Source organism: Methanococcus maripaludis C5, from assembly GCF_000016125.1.
Classification (GTDB): domain Archaea; phylum AGJL01; class Methanococci; order Methanococcales; family Methanococcaceae; genus Methanococcus; species Methanococcus maripaludis_D.
Map to the genome: position 1 here is coordinate 1427911 of NC_009135.1, position 19359 is coordinate 1447269.

Annotated in this window: 18 protein-coding genes and 1 tRNA gene; 13 read left to right on the forward strand and 6 right to left on the reverse strand. The window is 33.8% G+C overall.

Annotation, left to right across the window (positions count from 1 at the left end):
- Positions 1 to 127: 127 nt before the first annotated feature.
- Positions 128 to 415: a winged helix-turn-helix transcriptional regulator gene (locus MMARC5_RS07540; RefSeq protein ID WP_011869233.1), complete on the forward strand. Its 288-nt coding sequence runs from the start codon at positions 128 to 130 to the stop codon at positions 413 to 415.
- A 763-nt stretch (positions 416 to 1178) separates the two neighbouring features.
- A complete protein-coding gene (locus tag MMARC5_RS07545) occupies positions 1179 to 2297 on the forward strand; it encodes a tyrosine-type recombinase/integrase (protein ID WP_011869234.1) in 1119 nt (372 codons plus the stop codon).
- Between the two features lie 269 nt (positions 2298 to 2566).
- Here MMARC5_RS07545 and MMARC5_RS07550 read toward each other — a convergent pair.
- Together MMARC5_RS07550 and dph2 are read right to left on the reverse strand one after the other, a co-directional pair.
- Positions 2567 to 2651, reverse strand: a tRNA-Leu gene (locus tag MMARC5_RS07550).
- A gap of 84 nt (positions 2652 to 2735) precedes the next feature.
- Positions 2736 to 3665 carry a diphthamide biosynthesis enzyme Dph2 gene (gene dph2, locus MMARC5_RS07555; protein WP_011869235.1) on the reverse strand — a complete coding sequence of 310 codons (930 nt, stop codon included), beginning with the start codon at positions 3663 to 3665 and terminating at the stop codon, positions 2736 to 2738.
- An 89-nt stretch (positions 3666 to 3754) separates the two neighbouring features.
- Between dph2 and thiC the strand changes: the two genes are divergently transcribed.
- Entirely contained in the window at positions 3755 to 5035 is a 1281-nt protein-coding gene (gene thiC / locus MMARC5_RS07560) for a phosphomethylpyrimidine synthase (protein ID WP_011869236.1), read from the forward strand.
- A 72-nt stretch (positions 5036 to 5107) separates the two neighbouring features.
- Here the strand turns inward: thiC and MMARC5_RS07565 are convergent, their stop codons facing one another.
- Both MMARC5_RS07565 and MMARC5_RS07570 read right to left on the reverse strand, forming a co-directional pair.
- Entirely contained in the window at positions 5108 to 5725 is a 618-nt protein-coding gene (locus tag MMARC5_RS07565; RefSeq protein WP_011869237.1) for an L-threonylcarbamoyladenylate synthase, read from the reverse strand.
- Between the two features lie 11 nt (positions 5726 to 5736).
- Positions 5737 to 6498: an MTAP family purine nucleoside phosphorylase gene (locus MMARC5_RS07570; protein ID WP_011869238.1), complete on the reverse strand. Its 762-nt coding sequence runs from the start codon at positions 6496 to 6498 to the stop codon at positions 5737 to 5739.
- A gap of 109 nt (positions 6499 to 6607) precedes the next feature.
- Between MMARC5_RS07570 and ribK the strand changes: the two genes are divergently transcribed.
- The 8 genes from ribK to MMARC5_RS07610 all read left to right on the forward strand — a co-directional run bounded on the left by ribK (position 6608) and on the right by MMARC5_RS07610 (position 15776).
- Positions 6608 to 6991: a CTP-dependent riboflavin kinase gene (gene ribK, locus MMARC5_RS07575; RefSeq protein WP_048058521.1), complete on the forward strand. Its 384-nt coding sequence runs from the start codon at positions 6608 to 6610 to the stop codon at positions 6989 to 6991.
- Between the two features lie 120 nt (positions 6992 to 7111).
- Positions 7112 to 7855, forward strand: coding sequence for a 3,4-dihydroxy-2-butanone-4-phosphate synthase (gene ribB / locus MMARC5_RS07580; protein WP_011869240.1), 744 nt, complete (start codon positions 7112 to 7114; stop codon positions 7853 to 7855).
- Positions 7856 to 8024: 169 nt separating this feature from the next.
- On the forward strand, positions 8025 to 8237 hold the full coding sequence (locus tag MMARC5_RS07585) for a hypothetical protein (RefSeq protein ID WP_011869241.1): 213 nt from the start codon (positions 8025 to 8027) through the stop codon (positions 8235 to 8237).
- Between the two features lie 141 nt (positions 8238 to 8378).
- The gene (gene ribC / locus MMARC5_RS07590; protein WP_011170124.1) at positions 8379 to 8849 is read left to right on the forward strand and encodes a riboflavin synthase; all 471 of its coding nucleotides are present in this window, start codon (positions 8379 to 8381) and stop codon (positions 8847 to 8849) included.
- 174 nt (positions 8850 to 9023) lie between these two features.
- A complete protein-coding gene (locus tag MMARC5_RS07595) occupies positions 9024 to 11993 on the forward strand; it encodes a phosphoribosylformylglycinamidine synthase subunit PurL (RefSeq protein WP_011869242.1) in 2970 nt (989 codons plus the stop codon).
- A 9-nt stretch (positions 11994 to 12002) separates the two neighbouring features.
- Positions 12003 to 12812 (forward strand): phosphoribosylformylglycinamidine synthase I, encoded by an 810-nt coding sequence (gene purQ, locus MMARC5_RS07600; protein ID WP_011869243.1) that lies wholly within the window; start codon positions 12003 to 12005, stop codon positions 12810 to 12812.
- 134 nt (positions 12813 to 12946) lie between these two features.
- A complete protein-coding gene (locus MMARC5_RS07605) occupies positions 12947 to 13306 on the forward strand; it encodes a hypothetical protein (protein WP_011869244.1) in 360 nt (119 codons plus the stop codon).
- A gap of 115 nt (positions 13307 to 13421) precedes the next feature.
- Positions 13422 to 15776: a CDC48 family AAA ATPase gene (locus tag MMARC5_RS07610; protein ID WP_011869245.1), complete on the forward strand. Its 2355-nt coding sequence runs from the start codon at positions 13422 to 13424 to the stop codon at positions 15774 to 15776.
- Between the two features lie 34 nt (positions 15777 to 15810).
- Here MMARC5_RS07610 and MMARC5_RS07615 read toward each other — a convergent pair whose 3' ends face one another.
- Positions 15811 to 16269, reverse strand: a complete 459-nt coding sequence (locus tag MMARC5_RS07615) for a hypothetical protein (RefSeq protein ID WP_011869246.1) — start codon at positions 16267 to 16269, stop codon at positions 15811 to 15813.
- Positions 16270 to 16411: 142 nt separating this feature from the next.
- Between MMARC5_RS07615 and MMARC5_RS07620 the strand changes: the two genes are divergently transcribed.
- The gene (locus tag MMARC5_RS07620) at positions 16412 to 17788 is read left to right on the forward strand and encodes an HD domain-containing protein (RefSeq protein ID WP_011869247.1); all 1377 of its coding nucleotides are present in this window, start codon (positions 16412 to 16414) and stop codon (positions 17786 to 17788) included.
- Here the strand turns inward: MMARC5_RS07620 and cfbE are convergent.
- On the reverse strand, positions 17785 to 18987 hold the full coding sequence (gene cfbE / locus MMARC5_RS07625; protein WP_011869248.1) for a coenzyme F430 synthase: 1203 nt from the start codon (positions 18985 to 18987) through the stop codon (positions 17785 to 17787). The genes MMARC5_RS07620 and cfbE overlap by 4 nt on opposite strands.
- A gap of 81 nt (positions 18988 to 19068) precedes the next feature.
- Between cfbE and MMARC5_RS07630 the strand changes: the two genes are divergently transcribed.
- Positions 19069 to 19356 carry a hypothetical protein gene (locus MMARC5_RS07630; protein ID WP_011869249.1) on the forward strand — a complete coding sequence of 96 codons (288 nt, stop codon included), beginning with the start codon at positions 19069 to 19071 and terminating at the stop codon, positions 19354 to 19356.
- Positions 19357 to 19359 lie beyond the last annotated feature (3 nt).

Below are 19359 nucleotides of genomic sequence, written 5' to 3' on the forward strand. Positions count from 1 at the left end.
CTGTGCCGCAGGCCCTATATAAACTTATCCATAAGTGTATGTAGAAACAGTAATAGGATAACTTTCATTTTTGGAAAAAGATATTATATAGTTTAGTCCACAAGTGTAACTAGTAACAGGAGATATTATGGAAACGATAAAAGCACTTAATCGAAGCAAATCTGTTGAAATTTTAGAAACTCTTAAAAAATCAGGGAAACTTCATTTTAATCAGATTGTAAAAGACATCGATGCAAACACATCCACCGCTTCAAGGGCACTAAATGACCTATTAGAATCTCATTTGGTGAATAGAATTGAAGAAGGGTCGAAAAGAACAGATAAGGTTTATTACGAAATAACTGAAAAAGGTGTTGATGTTCTGAATGTAATATACGACTTGATAAAAATTGATGAAAAATATTCTAAAAAATAACTTATTTTACGATTTTCAAAAATTATTTCATTTTTTTAAATAATTGTTAAAATCCATTTATTTTTTTTGCATTTTTTTATTGAATTTTAAATTTTTAATACGTAAATTTAACTTTTTTTCTGAAATTAGATCTTGGAAAGGCTAGCTTGATATATATACTATATAAGTGATAGAAAAATTTGTAAAAACTTTGTAGGTGATCTCAAATGAGAAATGAAGAATCAATATTTGATATTTTAACAATCTTGAGTTTAATAACTGGAGATTTGTTGTATGGGTTAACAATTGGATCTGAAATAAAAATATAGCATATGAAAATGTGTTTCGTGAAAACAATGAAATGGAGGTGAATTTAGTTTGAAAAATAGATTATCAATAGATGGTTAAATATAGAAAAAAATGGAGGCATTGTAATTTTTAAATTAACAATCAAAAGTAACTTTAAAAAACAAAATACTAACTAATATTAAAATTAGCCCTTGTTGGCGCAAGTTTTTCAAAACATGCTTGATTTTGAGACTTATTCTTTTAGCCTGCCCGTTATAGGGATTGTGGCCTATCTGGACTGAACTAACTTAACTTAAAATATTATTGTGTCGATTGTCGGCATTAACGGAAGAAAAACGAGTGTAGCGAAGCGTAACGAGTTTTTATTACGGTTAATGCCGAAGAGGTAACGGATCCCCGGAGTGATCCTGGCCCGATCCTAATATGGCGGCCGCTATTGCGGCCGCCTTTAGAAAAAATTATTAGAGGTTTTTTTATGAAATTATATTATCACGAAAGCTACCGCTTTCTTAAAACATATGGTTGCTATCGCAGCAAATGGATAATGTGTCAGCTACGCTGCCACGGTTTAGAAAGGGTCGTCAGAGCTACGCTCTTCCTCCTGCCCTACGGGCACAAGGCTTCGCCAAACTTATATTTTTTACAGTTAAGGGAAATTTTAATGGCTAGAAATAGAATAAGATCACTGAAAGAGCAATTCAAATATGCGATCGTTGACCGTTCGTTTAAAGAAGGTGTCGACAAACATTCGCTTAAAAAAGATGCTGAAAACGATAATTCGTGGAGAATTTATTCATATTCCGAAAAAAATAACCTTATGGACTTGTCAGCGAGTTTTTGTAAATTTTTAAATAAAAATCATGCCGAGATTAAGCAAATAAAAGATATTAACGAATTACATGTTCAAGAATTTTTAAATTTTAAAGCCTCGGCATGTACTACTGAAACACTTTATAACTACAGAACTAGATTTATAAAAATTTCAAAGTGTGTAAACCATGCATTTCAATCCTGTTCACTACGGGTTTCAGATGTGGTGATTCCTCTTTCGAAAGTCGGAAAATCAAAAAGGAACCTCATGATGACAGAAGAACATGCAGAACTTTTGCTAAATTACTGTAAAAATAGTGACTCACAAGCTGCGATCGGGGTTAGATTCGCATTAGCGTTTGGTTTACGGGTTTCGGAAGTTACGAAACTAATGGGTAAAGATATTGATTTGGATAATTTAAAACTGCACATTCATAAATCAAAAGGTGGGAGAAGCAGAAATATTCCAATTCCAAAAGAACTGGTTCCATTTTTATCGAATGTTAAAAATGAATTTGGCGAAAATCAGCGAATTTGCCCCTTGCGGAATGATTCAGTCAACAGATTTGTATATCGGGTTTTTAAGTTTTACAGAATAAATGACTACAAAGATGCAAAAACGTCCATTCATGCAATACGTAAACTATGGGCGCAGAAGCTGTATGATAAACTTCGAAATGAGGGAAAAACAATAAAAGAAGCCTGTGAGGAAGTATCTGTACAACTCGGTCACGGAAAAGATAGAAAAGATGTTTTTAATAGATATATATCGAATATCTGGTGATTAAAATTTTGAAAGATACATTAATTTTTTTTAAATAATATTTAATCGAAAAGTCCGACATACTGAAAAAATACGACACGTTTGAGCTTAGTTTTAGAATATCGGACTTAGTCCGATGCATATCCCACCGCAATTTTTAGGTACGACAGCATAATTTTCAAAAAATAAATATCAAAAACGACGGATCATCGAGATAAAGACATGAAATACCAGTCCGATAATAACTATATCAAAAAAGACGTTCGTTTTGAAGTTGATTTTAAAAAAAGTGGAGGGAAAGGGATTTGAACCCTCGAACCGCTACCGGATCGGATCTTAAGTCCGACGCCTTTGACCAGGCTTGGCAATCCCTCCAATGAGTCATATTGCTTGCATCTATACCTATACTGATCTAATATATATGCTTTTCGTTTATCGGTAAATTTAAAATTAAAAAATTTAGTAGAAATTATTCTCCAAAATTTCATCAAATTTGTACTCGAAATCATTTGAAAGATACATTCTGAGCTCTTCTGGAGTAATTAACGTGCTTTCATAATTTTGGTAGTCATCCATTACTATCCTCGGACATGCACAGATCACGTATGCATCGACTTTGTAAAATAAATAGCTTTGAGATAGGTTATTTAAAATTATTGGAATGTATTCAATGTTATTTTTCTTTAAAAGTTCAATTACATTTTCAAATGACTTTAATCTGCACTGACCTTTTTTCGTTGATAAAACTACACCGATTTTTTTAGGCGGATTTAATAATAACTTTGAAACTCTGCCAATCCTTAATTTTATCAATTTTTTTATCTCTTCGTCACTTATTTCAGAAATTTCTCTCGTAATCGGATTATAAATTTTAACAGTTTTTTTAAGTTTATACGCCATCATTAACGGGTGAAACCTTCCAGTTCCAACAAATATTACGTTTTCTGCATTTTCAACCGGAGCCCTGCATCCTAAAATTACAACAGGATTAAATTTTGAAAGCGCTTTTTTAAACTGAATAGTCGTTGTAACTGTTGGATTTTCCATTTTTTCAAGGATGTTTTCGACATCTTCTAAAAAATACTCGTTTTCTTTAAAATAAGCGTGAACGAATACTACAGGAATTTCTGAATGAACGTATGAAAGTTCTTCGTGCCCGTAATGAATAATTAAATCTGTTCCTAAAATTTTAACTTCTTCATCGCACAGATCACACGCACCAAAACATGTTTCGCCCCATATCATGAGTTCTGCATCAAATTTCGTTTTTAAAAATTCTATTTCCTTTTCAACGGCCCTTTTAAGTCCTTCAGGTGCTTGTAATACTACTTTTCTCGCATTTCTTGTTTTTATCTCGTTTAAGACCCAATCTGTCTCTAAATCCCACATAATACCACTTCGAATATTTATTTAAATAATCACTACATACTAATACAGATGCTTGTATACTATTTAATTAAAGCGATAAAAGTGATATTATGACCCAGATGACTGACGCAAAATCCGGAATAACTACCGAAGAGATGAAGTTCGTAGCAAAAGAAGAAGGAATGGATGTTGAAACATTCAAAAACCTGATTGCGAAAGGATACGTCGTAATTCCTAAAAACGTAAACAGAAACACGAAACCAGTTGGAATTGGCGATAATTTAAGAACCAAAGTTAATGTAAATCTTGGAACTTCACCAGATTTTATTGATATCGCTTGCGAACTTAAAAAAGTTGAAATTTCAAATAAATACGGTGCCGATGCAATTATGGATTTAAGTACCGGCGGAAACCTTCCAGAAATTAGAAAAGAGATTATTAAAAACACGAATCTTCCAATAGGAACCGTTCCAATTTACGAAGTCGGTGCCGATGCAAAAGCAAAGTACGGAAGAGTTATCGATATGGACGAAGATTTGATATTTAACGTAATTGAAAGGCAGGCAAAAGAAGGCGTTGACTTTATGACACTACACTGTGGAATTACAAAGCAAACTGTCAGCGCTTTAAATAACGATCCAAGAAAAATGGGTGTCGTAAGCAGGGGCGGTGCATTTTTAACTGCATACATCATGTACCACGACAAGGAAAACCCACTTTACAAAGAATTTGACTATTTACTCGAACTTTTAAAAGAACATGACGTAACTTTGAGCCTTGGAGATGGAATGAGACCCGGATGCTTACAGGACAACACTGATAGGGCGCAAATCCAAGAATTAATTACTTTAGGGGAACTTGTAGATAAATGTAGAGAAAAAGGAGTTCAGGTAATGGTTGAAGGACCTGGCCACGTTCCATACAACAATATTGAGGCAAATATGAAAATCCAGAAAACACTCTGTAAAAATGCGCCATTCTACGTTTTAGGCCCAATTGTAACCGATTTAGCTCCAGGATACGACCACATCACAGCAGCAATTGGGGGAACCCTTGCAGCAGTCAGTGGAGCAAATTTCTTGTGTTATGTTACTCCTGCTGAACACGTAAGACTCATGAAAGAAGATGATGTAAAAGAAGGATTAATTGCATCAAAAATTGCCGCTCAAGCTGCAGACGTTGCAAAAGGACATTCAATCGCTTGGAAACTTGAAAAAGAGATGGCTGATGCAAGAATGAAACATGACTGGGAAAAACAGTTTGAAATCGCGCTTGACAGCGATAAACCAGGAAAAATGAGAGAAGAAATCCCTTCAAAAGATGAAAAAGCTTGCAGTGTCTGCGGAGACTACTGCGCCCTTTTAATGGTCGAAGAACTTGGAAAAAGATAAAATATAACTGATTTTTTTAATTTTTATTAACTTTTGATTGAAATTTTAAATTTAAAAAGATGAAAAAATTATTCATTTTACTGATTTTAAAATCTCTTCAAATGGGATTTTGCCTTCCCGTATCAATTCTATTTTGCCACCAATCACTTTTACAATCGTTGACTGCACTTTGTATTTAGATGGGCCTGTATCAATTATTAAATCTACTTTTTCTTTTATTACTGAATCAACTTCTTCAAGAGATATTGGAGCAGTTTTTCCGCTGATATTTGCACTTGTTGTGGTCAATGGAACAATTGCAATCTTTCTTATAACGTCGTTATCTGGAATTCTAACTCCCACATCATCTTTTCCCAAAATATCGGGAATGATATCCTTTTTCTTTAAAATAACAGTAATTGGACCAGGCATGAATTTTTCAATTATTTTCTTTGCAGTTTCGCCCACATAAACGTAATTTTCGATCTGCTTTTTTTCGCCGAGACTTATCGAAATCGGCTTGTTTGGATCCCGTTCTTTTATTGAATAAATTCTTTCGATTGCTTTTTTATCTAACGCATTTGTAGATAGGCCGTAAAGAGTGTCAGTCCCGCAGAGAATAATTTTTCCACCCAATATCATTTTCTTTGCAGTTTCTATCTCTTCATTACAATTTTTGAGATTACTTTCCGAAATCTCGAAAGTTTTCATAAATATCCCTTTTACATTACCGCGTTTTCGAGTGCAGATTTACAAAAACACGTTCTTTCACTAAACTCATAATTAATAAAGTCGTCAACAACATTTAAAATCTTTTCTTCCATTTCTTTCAGAGTTTCTAAAACTTCGTCAACTGTTAAAACATTTTTAGAAATTCCTGCCGCATAATTTGAAACATTACAAACTGAAGTGTAACACATTTCCATTTCCCTTGCCAAAACTACTTCAGGGTAAGCTGTCATTCCAACAACATGGCCCCAATTTTTATATATCTGAATTTCTGTTTTTGTTTCAAATCTAGGGCCTTCCGTACAGACGTAAACGCCTTCATCAAACTTGTAATCTCTTTTTTTGAGAATTTCTTTTGTAACTTCTTTTAATTCTGGACAGTACGGCTCAGTTACATCAATATGAACGACTTTTCCATTGTTCCCGTCATAGAATGTACCTTTTCTTGCTTTTGTAAATTCTAAAAAGTCGTTTGGAATTAAAAAGTCTCCTGGAACCACGTCTTCACGAAGTGAGCCAACTGAACTTAATGCTAAGATCCTTTCAACACCAAGCGTCTTTAAAGCGCAGATATTTGCACGATAATTTATTTTATGTGGGGGAGTGTTGTGTTCAGCCCCGTGTCTAAAAAGTAATACGACATCGCTTTCTTTATCGATTAAAACTTTAGATTTTCCGTATTTTGTATCAATAATTCTTTCTTCGCCCTTGTTTAATATTGAAGAAATCCCTGTTCCGCCAATAATGCCAATCAAATAATCACCCGAATATACCAAATATTTATGCGATAAAATAAAATTATTAGATAATATTTTTTGAATAGATACTAACGGTTTCAAATTATATATAGTGACGGTGACACTTTTGGAAATTTTTGGGAATGTCGTAAGCGGGCTTGGAGAAGGCAGGTTTTTTGTTGGATTAACCCCCTATAAAAACAAGTTTGAAGAATTAACTGGATTTATTCCGTTTGAAGGAACATTGAATGTAAAATTAAAGCATAATTTCAATTTAGATAACTTTAATCCAATAGAATTCGACGGATTTGAAATCAACGGGAAAAGATACTTTGGCGGAAAGGTACTTTTAATAAAACTATTCAATAAACACGGAAATTTTGTAAATTGTGCAATTGTTGCCCCAAAAAAGACCGATCATTCTAAAAAAACCTTGGAAATTATTGCACCGATTCAGCTTCGAAAATTTTTATCATTGAATAATTCCAATGTTGTAAAAATCGTAATTTAAAATAATTGGGTCAATTTTACTCTTTTTTTATTTTTATTTTTAAATCCTAAATCCGTATCCTAACAGATATATAGTCTTAAAAACAGATTGGTAAAAACTTAAAAATAATAGTGTGATAATGTGACAACAGATTCAAAAAATGCGAGAAATTCAGAAGTAAAAATATCTGGAGATGAAAAAATCAGTAACATCGAAAAAGCAATTGATGCTCTAAAAAGTGGAAAAATAGTATTACTTTACGATAGCGATGATAGGGAAGGGGAAACCGACATGGTTGTAGCATCAGAGTTCGTTACTCCAGAACATATTCGAGAAATGAGAAAAAATGCAGGAGGATTAATCTGCACCTGCCTTCACCCTGATTTCTGTGATAAACTCGGTATTCCATTCATGGTTGACATTTTAGATGTTGCAGCTGAAAAATACCCTGTTTTAAAAGAATTATATCCAAACGACATTCCTTATGATGAAAAATCAACATTTGCACTTTATGCAAACCACAGAAAAACATTCACAGGAATTACAGATAACGATAGAGCACTAACTGTTAAAAAAATAACAGAACTCTGTAGCGAAGAAAGATTTAACGATTTTGGAAAAGAATTCAGGTGTCCTGGCCACGTTGCATTTTTAAGAGCTACAAAAGGACTTGTTAAAAACAGGCAAGGCCATACCGAAATGACTGTTGCACTTGCAGAAATGGCTGGACTTACTCCAATCACCACCATCTGCGAAATGATGGGAGATAATGGAAAAGCAATGTCAAAAGAATTAGTTAAAAAGTACGCTGAAGAAAACGATCTCGTTACAATAAACGGTCAAGAATTAATTGAATACTACCTCAGTGAATTCTCAAAAGAATAATTCATTTTTGAATTCACTCGAATTTATCTTCTTTTTTTAAAATTTACCCCGTAATTGCTCTTTTTCATTGATTTTCTTTGATAAATCCGCCGTATTTATTGATTTATGGATATAGATAAATACCCCTAAAAATAAATTTATCATCGTCAACAAAAACCAGAGGGGGAATATGGAATTTATTTTACCATCGAATATGAGATCTGGGGCCATGCATTTTAAAATGAAGCATACTGTGCAGGCTAAAAAGAATAAAAACAAAATTAAAGAACTTTTCAGTAAAGCGGCAGTTTACAAGGACTTATACCACGATGCAATTTCAAAAATTGAAGAAAGAGAAAATAAAGCTAAAAAAGGCAGGAAAGCTAAAAAAGCTAAAAAATAAGCCTTTTTGAGTTTTTTAAAAATTATTATTCTTTTTTATATTTACTTTTTTAAAAGTGTTTTTAAATTAACTTTGTGACATGTTTTTTATAGTTTAAATAAGCTATAACTTTGTAGATTCAATTTTATTATGGGGATAATCATGACAGTCAAAGTAGGCATTGCAGACACGACATTTGCACGGGTCGACATGGCATCTGCTGCAATTAAAAAACTAAACGAAATGACTTCCAATATCAAAATAATAAGGTACACGGTTCCAGGAATGAAAGACCTTCCTGTTGCATGCAAAAAATTGATGGAAGAACAGGGCTGTGAAATTACAATGGCTCTTGGAATGCCTGGCGGAAAGGACAAAGACAAAGTCTGTGCCCATGAAGCATCTCAAGGTCTGATGATGGCCCAGTTGATGACCAATAAACATATTATTGAAGTTTTTGTTCATGAAGATGAAGCCGTGAACGGAAAAGAATTGGACTGGCTTGCAAAAAGAAGAGCTGAAGAACATGCTGAAAACGTATACTACATGCTTTTTAAACCGGAATTTTTGCAAAAAAGTGCAGGTAAAGGTTTAAGACAGGGTTTTGAAGATGCAGGAGCTGCGAGAAAATAAATTACTTTTTTCCTAATTCTTAATTTTAAAAGATTTTAAAAATTCAGGATTTATGTTATTTATTTAAACCTTGAATTCATCTAGTTTTATTATATTCTATTCTTGTTATCGACAGAAAAAATTTATACATTAGATTATTGTTATTATCCTTAATTTACTACGAGGGACGTATTCATGCAAACGATTAATGCTGAAAACAACGGAAAAATATACAGAATTGAGATAGATACGAAAGAAAAAAGTTCTGAAGCAACGGGAATCGAAAAAAAGCTATCTGAACTTGGATACGATGTATCAGTAGATGTAAGCAAGGTCTACACGATAAACTACGATTTTTCAATTGAGGATGTTGAAAAAATTGCGAATTCACTCCATAATCCAGTAACCGAAATACCCCGGATTAACGTTCCGTCCAATAATAAATTCGACTGGACACTTGAACTTGGATTTTTACCAGGAGTTACTGACAACGTTGCAAACACGACCACTGAAATCATTAACGATCTTTTAAAAATCAATATTGGACTCAGCAAGGTATTTTCATCAAAAGTAGTATATTTAAGCGGAAATTTAGCGAAACACGACGTTGAAAAAATTGCAGAAGAGCTTATCAACATTTTAATCGAGAGATACCACATAAAAACCTATGATAATTACGTTAAAGACTGCGGAATGGACTACATTATTCCAAAAGTAAACTTAACGTCTGAACCAAAGGTTATTGAAATCAGCCTAAATGTTAGCGATGATGAATTAATCGAAATCGGTAAAAAAGGAATATTGGATCCAGAAACTGGCGAAAGAAGAGGCCCTCTCGCACTTGATCTTGATTACATCACTGCAATAAAAAAATACTACCAAAAAGAAGGCAGAAACCCTACAGATATCGAGTTAGAAGCACTTGCTCAGACATGGTCTGAACACTGTAAACATACCATTTTTGCATCCCAAATCGACGATATCGAAGAAGGAATATTTAAAAAGTACATAAGAAATGCCACAAATGAAATAAGGGAAGAACTTGGTGAAAAAGACTTCTGTATTTCAGTATTTTCAGATAACTCTGGTGGAATCATCTTTGACGATGAATGGATGGTAACTGATAAAGCAGAAACTCACAACAGCCCTTCAGCACTTGACCCTTTTGGTGGTGCAATTACAGGAATTGTTGGAGTTAATCGGGATACTGTCGGATTTGGCCTTGGAGCACTTCCTGTTGCAAATAAATACGGATTCTGCGTTGGAAGACCCGAAGATACAAAAATAATCTACAGGGGCCAGAATAAATCAAACCCATCACTTCTTCCAAGAAGAATACTTGATGGAATCGTTCACGGCGTAAATGTTGGTGGAAACCAGTCCGGAATTCCAACCCCTAATGGATTTGTCTACTTTGACGATACTTATAAAGGAAAACCTCTCGTATTCGTTGGAACTATCGGTTTAATTCCAAGAAAACTTCCAGATGGAAGATTAAGCCACGAAAAAGCGGCTGAAAATGGAGATAACATTGTAATTATCGGCGGAAGAGTTGGAAAAGATGGAATTCACGGTGCAACATTCTCCTCAGAAGCAATGGATGAAGGAAGCCCTGCAACTGCAGTTCAGATTGGAGACCCAATTACCCAGAAAAAACTCTCTGATGCAGTAATTAAGGAAGCACGAGATAGGGAACTTTACAACAGTATCACGGACAACGGTGCAGGAGGAATTTCCTGTTCAGTTGCAGAAATGGCAGAAGAATGTGGCGGTTTCGTTGTAGAACTTGAAGAAGTTCCTTTAAAATACCCTGGACTTGAACCTTGGGAAATCTGGATAAGTGAATCTCAAGAACGAGTTACGCTATCCGTTTCAGATGATAAATTAGAAGAATTCATGGATTTAATGAAAATAAGGGGCGTTGAAGCTGTTGTAATCGGTAAATTTAACAATACTGATAGAGCAGTTGTAAACTATAACGGAAAGACCATAATGGATTTAAATATGGACTTTTTACACAACGGACTTCCAAAAAGAAAGTTAATAACAAAACCGTACCCCTACAAAACAGAAGAACCAGAAATTACTGTTAAAAACCAGCTAAAAACTTTTGAAAAAATACTTGGAAACCACAACAACTGCAGCTTCGAGTACATTTCAAAACAGTACGACCACGAAGTACAGAATAATTCAGTAATAAAACCACTTCAAGGAAAAGGAAGAGTAAATGGAGCTGCTTCAGTTATAAGGCCCCTTTTGAGTAGCCAAAAAGGACTTGTAATGAGCCAGTCACTTTTCCCAAGATTGAGCGAAATTAGCTGCTACGACATGGCTGCTTGTGCACTGGATACAGCAATTAGAAACTGTGTTGCAGTTGGCGGAAACATAAACCATATCGCAATTATGGACAATTTCTGCTGGTGCAGTTCAGATGAGCCCGAAAGATTGTATCAATTAAAAGATGCTGCAAAATCATGCTACGATTATGCAAAAATCTATCTTACTCCATTAATTTCTGGAAAAGACAGCATGTTTAATGATTTTAAAGGATTTGACGAAAATAACAACCAGATTAAAATTTCAGTGCACCCCACTTTGATGATGTCAGCCCTTGGTGTAATCGATAACGTGGAAAAAACAAACTCAATGGATTTAAAATTGAAAGACGATTTAATTTACGTTATCGGAGAAACTAAAGACGAATGCGGTGGAAGTGAGTTCTACCATGCATTTGGTGAAGTTGGTGGAAAATCTCCGAAAGTTGATGCAAAATCCGCTAGAAAATTGTACGAAAAAATGTACGAATTAAGCCAGAAAGGAATATTTAGCTCCTGTGCGTCAGTTGCTGCCGGAGGACTCGCAATTACTCTTGCAAAAATGGCAATTTCAGGTATGCTTGGATTAGAAGCTGATTTATCAAAAGCTCCAAATGAAAATCTTGACTTTGGAAAAATCATGTATTCTGAAACACAATCAAGATTTATAGTTACTATTGCTCCCGAAAATGAAAAAGAATTTGAAAATTTAATGAAAGAATTCAAAATAGGAAAAATCGGAAAAGTTACCGAAAAAGAATTTGTAATTAAGAATAATGAAGATATTGTGATAACTTCAAGCCTTGAAAACATGGACGAAGTGTACAGAAGTAGATTTGAAGATTTCTAGGTGATAAAAGTGGTTCCAAAAGTACTTGTAATGTCTGGATACGGCATAAATTGTGAAACAGAAACCGCCCACGCATTCCAAAAAGCTGGTGCAGAAACGGACATTGTCCACATTAACGATTTAATCGCCGGAAAAAAGAAAATGGCAGATTATGAAATAATTATGTTTCCAGGAGGGTTCTCATACGGGGACGATACTGGATCAGGTAACGCATTTGCAAATAAAATTAAAAACAACTTATTTGACGATTTAAAAGAATTTATTAATTCTGGAAAATTGATTTTAGGAATATGTAATGGATTTCAGGTAATGACCAATTTGGGATTATTTGCACTTCCTTCAACCGATTACGGGGAAAGAATTAGTGCACTTGAAGCAAATACGAACAATAGATACGAATGCAGATGGGTGCACGTTAAAGAAAATGATTCCATTTGTGTATTTACAAAAGGAATTACTATAACACACGTTCCAATTGCTCACGGAGAAGGTAGATTCTACTGCGATGAAAAAACCTATTTCGAATTAAAAGAAAATAAGCAGATTGTATTTAGTTACTGCGATTCTGAAGGAAATTCTGCTAACCAAGAGTACCCACTAAATCCAAACGGTGCTTACTACGATATTGCAGGAATTTGTGACAAAACCGGGAGAATCATGGGTTTAATGCCGCATCCGGAAAGGTCACTTTATTCGATAAGTGAACCAGAATACCAACTTAAAAAAGAAATTGCTAAAAGAAATAGAGAAATTATTCCCGAATTTATTGAAAGTAATCTTCAAATATTTAAAAATGCGGTTGAATACTTCAATAAATAATTAAAAACCAGTTTTTTACCCCAATACTCTTTTTAAACATTCTTCGATAGATTAATTTGAAATGTTAACTTTTTTAGAAATTTATAAATAATTTCGCCCACATATTTTAAATTTATAACTAAAAGGGGGATTTCATGGAAAACTGGAAATTAAGCCATTCTACAAAATGCTACAGTTGCGGAAAAGTTGCAGATCAAATTATTGAAATTTATCCAAATCAGGCGTTAGTCAGATGCAGTAATTGTAATGCTACAAGATATTACATAATTAAAAAAGCAGATATTGAAGATGAAGATCTTTTAAAAGAAGAATTAAACGTTAAAAGAAAATACGATAATTGGGTACTCCAAAAAGATGTCGAATGCGCCAAATGCGGCGAATTTGGTCCTCAAGATATATTGATTACTGAAAATGGAATATATGTAAGATGTAGAAACTGTGGATTTACAAGATACTACAGATACCACATCCACGACCCTGCCGGAGGAGAATAATTCGAATTAATTAATAGTATATTACCGAAACCTATATATAGAACCTCAAATGATTATTAAGTTTAATTAATAAAAAATATCAACATTTATCGAATTATACTTGCGAGGTGTGTATATGGTAGACTTAGTAGTTGCAGAAGCCTATCAGGGAGATGTAGGTAAGGGAATTGTAAGAATTGATCCATTAACAATGGAGAAATTATCAATAAAAGCCGGAGATGCAATAGAAATTGCAGGGAAGGAAAAAACCTACGCAACCGTTTGGAGAGGGTACCTTGAAGACCAGGGTAAAGGTATCATAAGAATGGACGGTATTTTAAGACAAAATACTAAAGCAGGTATTGGGGATAAGGTAAAAATTACCGTAGTGGAAGTAAAAGAAGCTAAAAAGGTAACACTAGCTCCAATGCAGGCTGTAAGATTCAGCACAGGATTTGAAAGCTATGTTGGAAGCAGGCTTGTAGATCAGGTTGTCGATAAAGGATCCAAAGTAGTAATTGGAGTTTTGGGAACTGCATTTCCATTTATCGTAACAGGAACTACTCCAAAAGGACCTGTAAAAATTAACGAATATACTCAAATTGAGTTAAAAACTGAACCGGTTACAGAATTAAAAGAAACCAAAGTTCCAAATGTAACCTATGAAGACATTGGTGGTTTAAAAGAAGAAGTCAAAAAAATCAGGGAAATGGTTGAACTTCCAATGAGATACCCGGAATTATTTGATAAACTTGGTATCGAACCTCCAAAAGGAGTTTTACTTGCAGGACCTCCAGGAACTGGTAAAACATTGCTTGCAAAAGCTGTTGCAAACGAAGCAGGTGCTAATTTCTACACCATTAACGGCCCTGAAATAATGAGTAAATACGTCGGTGAAACCGAAGAAAATTTAAGAAAAATATTTGAAGAAGCTGAAGAAAACTCGCCTTCAATCATATTCATTGACGAAATCGACGCAGTAGCTCCAAAAAGGGATGAAGCTAGCGGTGAAGTTGAAAGAAGAATGGTTGCACAGCTTTTGACATTGCTTGACGGTTTAGAAGGTAGGGGCCAGGTTGTAATTCTTGCAGCTACAAACAGGCCGGATTCAATTGATATGGCTTTAAGAAGACCTGGAAGACTAGATCGGGAATTAACAATTGGAATTCCCGATAGGCATGCGAGAAAAGAAATTTTACAGATCCATACAAGAAACATGCCTCTTCAGCCAGATTACGAGAAAAATGAAGTAATTCCTGTATTAAATGAACTTATCGGGGAATTTGAAAGAACTAAGATCGAAAATACAGTTAAATTGGTTGAAAAAGCGTCTTCAGAAGCAGAAATTGAAAAAATACTCAAAGATGAAGACATAGAAGATAAAGTAAAATCAAAATTAAACCAGATCATGGTAAAAGAACTTGCAGACAAAACTCACGGATTTGCAGGTGCTGACTTAGCTGCTCTTTCAAAAGAAGCTGCTATGAAAACCTTGAGAAGATTACTCCCCGATATCGACCTTGAAAAAGAAGAAATTCCTAGAGAAGTACTCGATAAAATTAAAGTAACTAAAGATGACTTTGTAGGTGGTTTAAAAGAAGTAGAGCCATCTGCTCTTAGAGAAGTGTTGGTAGAAGTTCCAAATATCAAATGGAGTGATGTTGGAGGACTTGAAGACATTAAACAGGACTTAAAAGAAGCTGTTGAATGGCCAATTAAAAACAGGGAAATGTTTGAAAGAATGGGAATAAGGCCTCCAAAAGGAGTATTACTCTTCGGTCCCCCTGGAACTGGTAAAACACTCCTTGCAAAAGCTGTTGCAAACGAAAGTGAAGCAAATTTCATAAGCGTAAAAGGTCCTGAAATATTCAGCAAATGGGTTGGAGAAAGCGAAAAAGCAATCCGTGAAATATTTAGAAAAGCAAGACAGGCTGCACCAACAGTCATTTTCTTTGATGAAATTGACTCAATAGCTCCAAAAAGAGGAATGAGCTTTGGGGGTAGCGGGGTTAGCGAAAAAGTGGTAAACCAGCTTTTAACTGAACTCGATGGTCTTGAAGAACCTAAAGACGTTGTAATTATTGCTGCGACAAATAGGCCGAACTTATTAGATCCTGCACTTTTAAGGCCAGGAAGACTCGACAGGATCGTTTTGGTAACAGTTCCTGACGAAAATGCAAGATTTGAAATATTCAAAGTTCACACCAAAGGAATGCCTATTGGAAAAGACGTGAATCTCCAAAAACTTGCAAAAGAAACTAATGGATACACTGGTGCAGACATCGAAGCACTTTGTAGGGAATCTGCGATGATCGCACTAAGAGAAAACGTCAATTCAGAGCATGTTGAATTAAAACACTTTGAAGCCGCGTTCAAAAGAATTGCTCCTTCGGTAAAAGATGAAGACATGGATGAATACAGAGACCTTGCAAAAGAATACGGAAGAACTACTGGAGTATCCGAAATTGAAACTCCTGAAGAAACCAAATAATGCGAAAAAATAAAAGAATATTAATTAATTTTATTTATTTTACTATTTTTGAAATAATTTTTTTAACCTGTTTGAAATATTCTGGGCGAATTACGTACTCAGAATATATTCTGATCCATCCGTTATCAGCAGAATCATTATCTCCTAAGTCGCTTAAATGGTAAACTAACGTTCCTACTTCGTTTTTCCATACTGTAAATTTAATATAGTTTTCTTCATAAGGGGCATCAAACTCACGGTATTTATATTTTTTAAAGATATTTACAGTTTTTATTTCTTCTTTGGAAAGATTTAATTTTAAAATTTCTTTTTCCAGCATCCTAAACATTAGAGTTGAATACAAACAAAATTTTATGTAAATATAAGGGTCATTTACCTTAAAAGAATCTTTTTCGAGTTCCAAAAGTTTTTCTTCGTATTTTTTAAGTACTGATGAAATCGACATATTTTCTGAAAATGTATCTACAAAATATGAGTTATTTTTAAATTCCATTTTTGCCACCTGAGTTCTTCATATCGTAGTATCCAAATTTGATATATTTTACTTATACTAAATCCGAAATTAAACGAAAAATCAACTAAACTATCTATATATCCATATAAATTTATATATTTGTTTAAATATATTGGGTAGCATGTCAAAACTCAAAATAATAAGGGATCCAATCCACAAAGATATCAAGCTTAATGAAGAAGAGATTTCAATAGTAGATATGCCCGAAATTCAGAGATTGAGAAATATTAAGCAGACCGGACTTACTTGCTTAGTATATCCCAGTGCAAACCATACCCGTTTTGAACATTCTATCGGTACAATGCACGTTGCAGGCGAAATTGCCAAAAATTTGGAAAATATTGATAGAAATCTAACCAAAATCGTTGCTTTACTTCACGATATTGGACATCCTCCTTTTTCACATACTTTAGAGGTTGCAGGATACAATCATGAAGAATTTACGAAAGAAAAAATAAAAAAAATGAGTTTTGAGAACTATACTTCCAAAGAAGTTTTAGATGTATATTCCTCAAAAGGTCTAGAAGGCTCATTGATCCACGGGGATGTCGATGCTGACAGAATGGACTATTTAATAAGGGACAGCCACCATACTGGAGTAGCATATGGCTCAATTGATATTCCTAGACTCATTAGAAGTATCGTGGTTCTTGAAGATACGAATAAACTTGGAATCATTGAAAAAGGAAGAACCACTGTTGAGTCCCTCCTTACTGCACGATACCAGATGTATCCTACCGTTTACATGCATCCTGCATCCAGAATTTCAGAAACCATGATTAAAAACGCGACGATCGATGCAATAAAGGATAGTATCTTCAAATTAAGTGATTTATCGGTAATGGATGATATTGATCTCATTTGTACCCTCAGAAGATCCGAAAGCTCAGCAACTGAAATGATGAAGAGATTGGATAATAGGGATTTATTTAAAAGCATTTCGATTCAAAGATACAATGAATTATCCCCTAAAGAGAGATGGAACTTAATAAATTTATCTGAAAATGAAATAGGTTTAATTGAAAACGAAATGACTGAATATTTTGAATCTAGAATCTTTTTAGATATCCCAAAACCTCCTAAAATGGCAGAACACAGAATTACTGTCATGATGGGCGATAGAAAACATAGACTCGATGAAATATCTCCACTTGCAGAAAGTTTAAAAGAAGCATACAAAAAATCATGGAGTATCATGGTTTATTCAGAACCGGAATCCGCAAAAAAACTATCTGAATTGATAAAGGATAGAGAAAAATTCTTATTTGAGTTTATTACTGATGGGCCCATTGATAACCCGATTTTAAATGTTTTAAAAGAACACGGAACCGTTCAAGGAGTTACAAAATTAGCAGGCCTCATCAAGAAAAGTCCAAACGATGTAGAATTCCATTCCGAACTTCAAAAATTAATATTCTGCGGTTTAGTGGATAAAAAAGTTGAGCCTGTACGCGGAACTTATAGGTACGATTACACTGCGGTATCAATTGATAATTAACATAAATTCGAGCGGTAAATTACCAAAGTATCGTTTTTAAATTCGTAATTTTTGATAGTAACACTTTCTAAATTAACCAACTTTTTCAAATTTTTACCAACATCCCCTGAAAGTTCAATTTTAACGCCTTTTTTGATATACTGATTTATTAAATCTGCCAGTTTTTCGATATTTATTTCTTCACAAGTACATCCAAAGTCCCCGCCAATAACTACAGTTCCATTATCGAATACAATTAAAAAATCAGATACTGCATAATCTATTGCTTTTAAATCAAGCCCCGGGTTTATATTTTTAACAATTGTATAATTTCCCTTTTTTTCTACATTCATTCGGTTTTCAATTTTAAATCGTTTAAGACTGATCTTTATCTCGTCAAAACTTAAAAAATTGGAGCATAATTCAATTACAAAACTTGAATTTTCTACAAAGTGGCGTCCAAAAACAGATTCATTGAATTCAAAGTCATTTTCCAAATAATTAAATTTTAAAGGATATTTTGAAACTACTTTTGGATTTTTAACGACTTTTAAAGCGTTGTGATCCAGTTTAAAGCTGTTTTTAAGGTATTCGTTAACAAAAACGACTTTGGAATTTTTTAGAGAATCTATCTTTATAGAAGCACCTCTCCTACCGCCTGCAATTGTATAGTTTTCCAAAATATTTGTTAATATTGAATATTTTGAAGAAACTATCCCTAAAGAAATTTCAAATATTAAAAAGTCGTAAATTTGAAGTTTTCCTTTTTCACTTAATTTATTTAATATATTTAGCACAGTTACTGGAGTAATCGACCCATCGTTACTGTTGTGACAATAACAATTATATTTTTCAGATAATAGATGTTTTAAAAGTTCAGTGCTTGTTGTTTTTCCTTTAACTCCGGTTACTGTTATCATTTTTTCGATAATTTCAGGATATTTTTTAGAAATAATTTCAGAAACTGCATCGTGAAATGTTTTAAATTTAACGTCCATTGGACAGTGAACTGGTGCAATAACTTCCCGGTAATTTAAAAAATCGGGAATTTCATTTCTTGGAATTATTTTAAATTTTGATAAAGTATTCTTATTTTTTTCTTTAAAGTCTTCGTTTCGATCCAATTTTCCGTAAATATCCCAAATTACAGGTTTTTTTCCAGATTTTTCATATTCTACTGCCAAATCTAAAGCACCGTGGTTAATATCAACGATCAACATTTAGTCACCAGAAAGTTGTTTTGGTTACATTTTTAAATTATTAGACTAATATTTCTTTGGGAATTATCTGGGGGGATAATTTTGAATATTGCAGAAATCTTTGGAGTAATCAGTAATGTTTACAATCTAGTATTTAGCTGTGTTTTTGGGCTGTGTGGGATATACTATCCTTTATTTGTAAGCGGAATAATTTCAATGTCTGTTTTTTTTGTATTTAGAAGTACAAATAAAAGTATTATTGCGTTGATAGTTAGTGCGATAGTTATTTTGCTAATTCCAATAACACCGTACGAAGCCAAACTTGTGGCAATAGTTCTCGCGGCCGTTTCTTCAGTATTTTTTATAGTATTATTTAGAAAAGTGTGCTAATTT

Coding starts and splice junctions, on each gene's coding strand:
- MMARC5_RS07540 (WP_011869233.1), top strand. CDS start 128: ATGGAAACGATAAAAGCACTTAATCGAAGCAAATCTGTTGAAATTTTA.
- MMARC5_RS07545 (WP_011869234.1), top strand. CDS start 1,179: ATGAAATTATATTATCACGAAAGCTACCGCTTTCTTAAAACATATGGT.
- dph2 (WP_011869235.1), bottom strand. CDS start 3,665: ATGTGGGATTTAGAGACAGATTGGGTCTTAAACGAGATAAAAACAAGA.
- thiC (WP_011869236.1), top strand. CDS start 3,755: ATGACCCAGATGACTGACGCAAAATCCGGAATAACTACCGAAGAGATG.
- MMARC5_RS07565 (WP_011869237.1), bottom strand. CDS start 5,725: ATGAAAACTTTCGAGATTTCGGAAAGTAATCTCAAAAATTGTAATGAA.
- MMARC5_RS07585 (WP_011869241.1), top strand. CDS start 8,025: ATGGAATTTATTTTACCATCGAATATGAGATCTGGGGCCATGCATTTT.
- ribC (WP_011170124.1), top strand. CDS start 8,379: ATGACAGTCAAAGTAGGCATTGCAGACACGACATTTGCACGGGTCGAC.
- MMARC5_RS07595 (WP_011869242.1), top strand. CDS start 9,024: ATGCAAACGATTAATGCTGAAAACAACGGAAAAATATACAGAATTGAG.
- MMARC5_RS07605 (WP_011869244.1), top strand. CDS start 12,947: ATGGAAAACTGGAAATTAAGCCATTCTACAAAATGCTACAGTTGCGGA.
- MMARC5_RS07610 (WP_011869245.1), top strand. CDS start 13,422: ATGGTAGACTTAGTAGTTGCAGAAGCCTATCAGGGAGATGTAGGTAAG.
- MMARC5_RS07615 (WP_011869246.1), bottom strand. CDS start 16,269: ATGGAATTTAAAAATAACTCATATTTTGTAGATACATTTTCAGAAAAT.
- MMARC5_RS07620 (WP_011869247.1), top strand. CDS start 16,412: ATGTCAAAACTCAAAATAATAAGGGATCCAATCCACAAAGATATCAAG.
- cfbE (WP_011869248.1), bottom strand. CDS start 18,987: ATGTTGATCGTTGATATTAACCACGGTGCTTTAGATTTGGCAGTAGAA.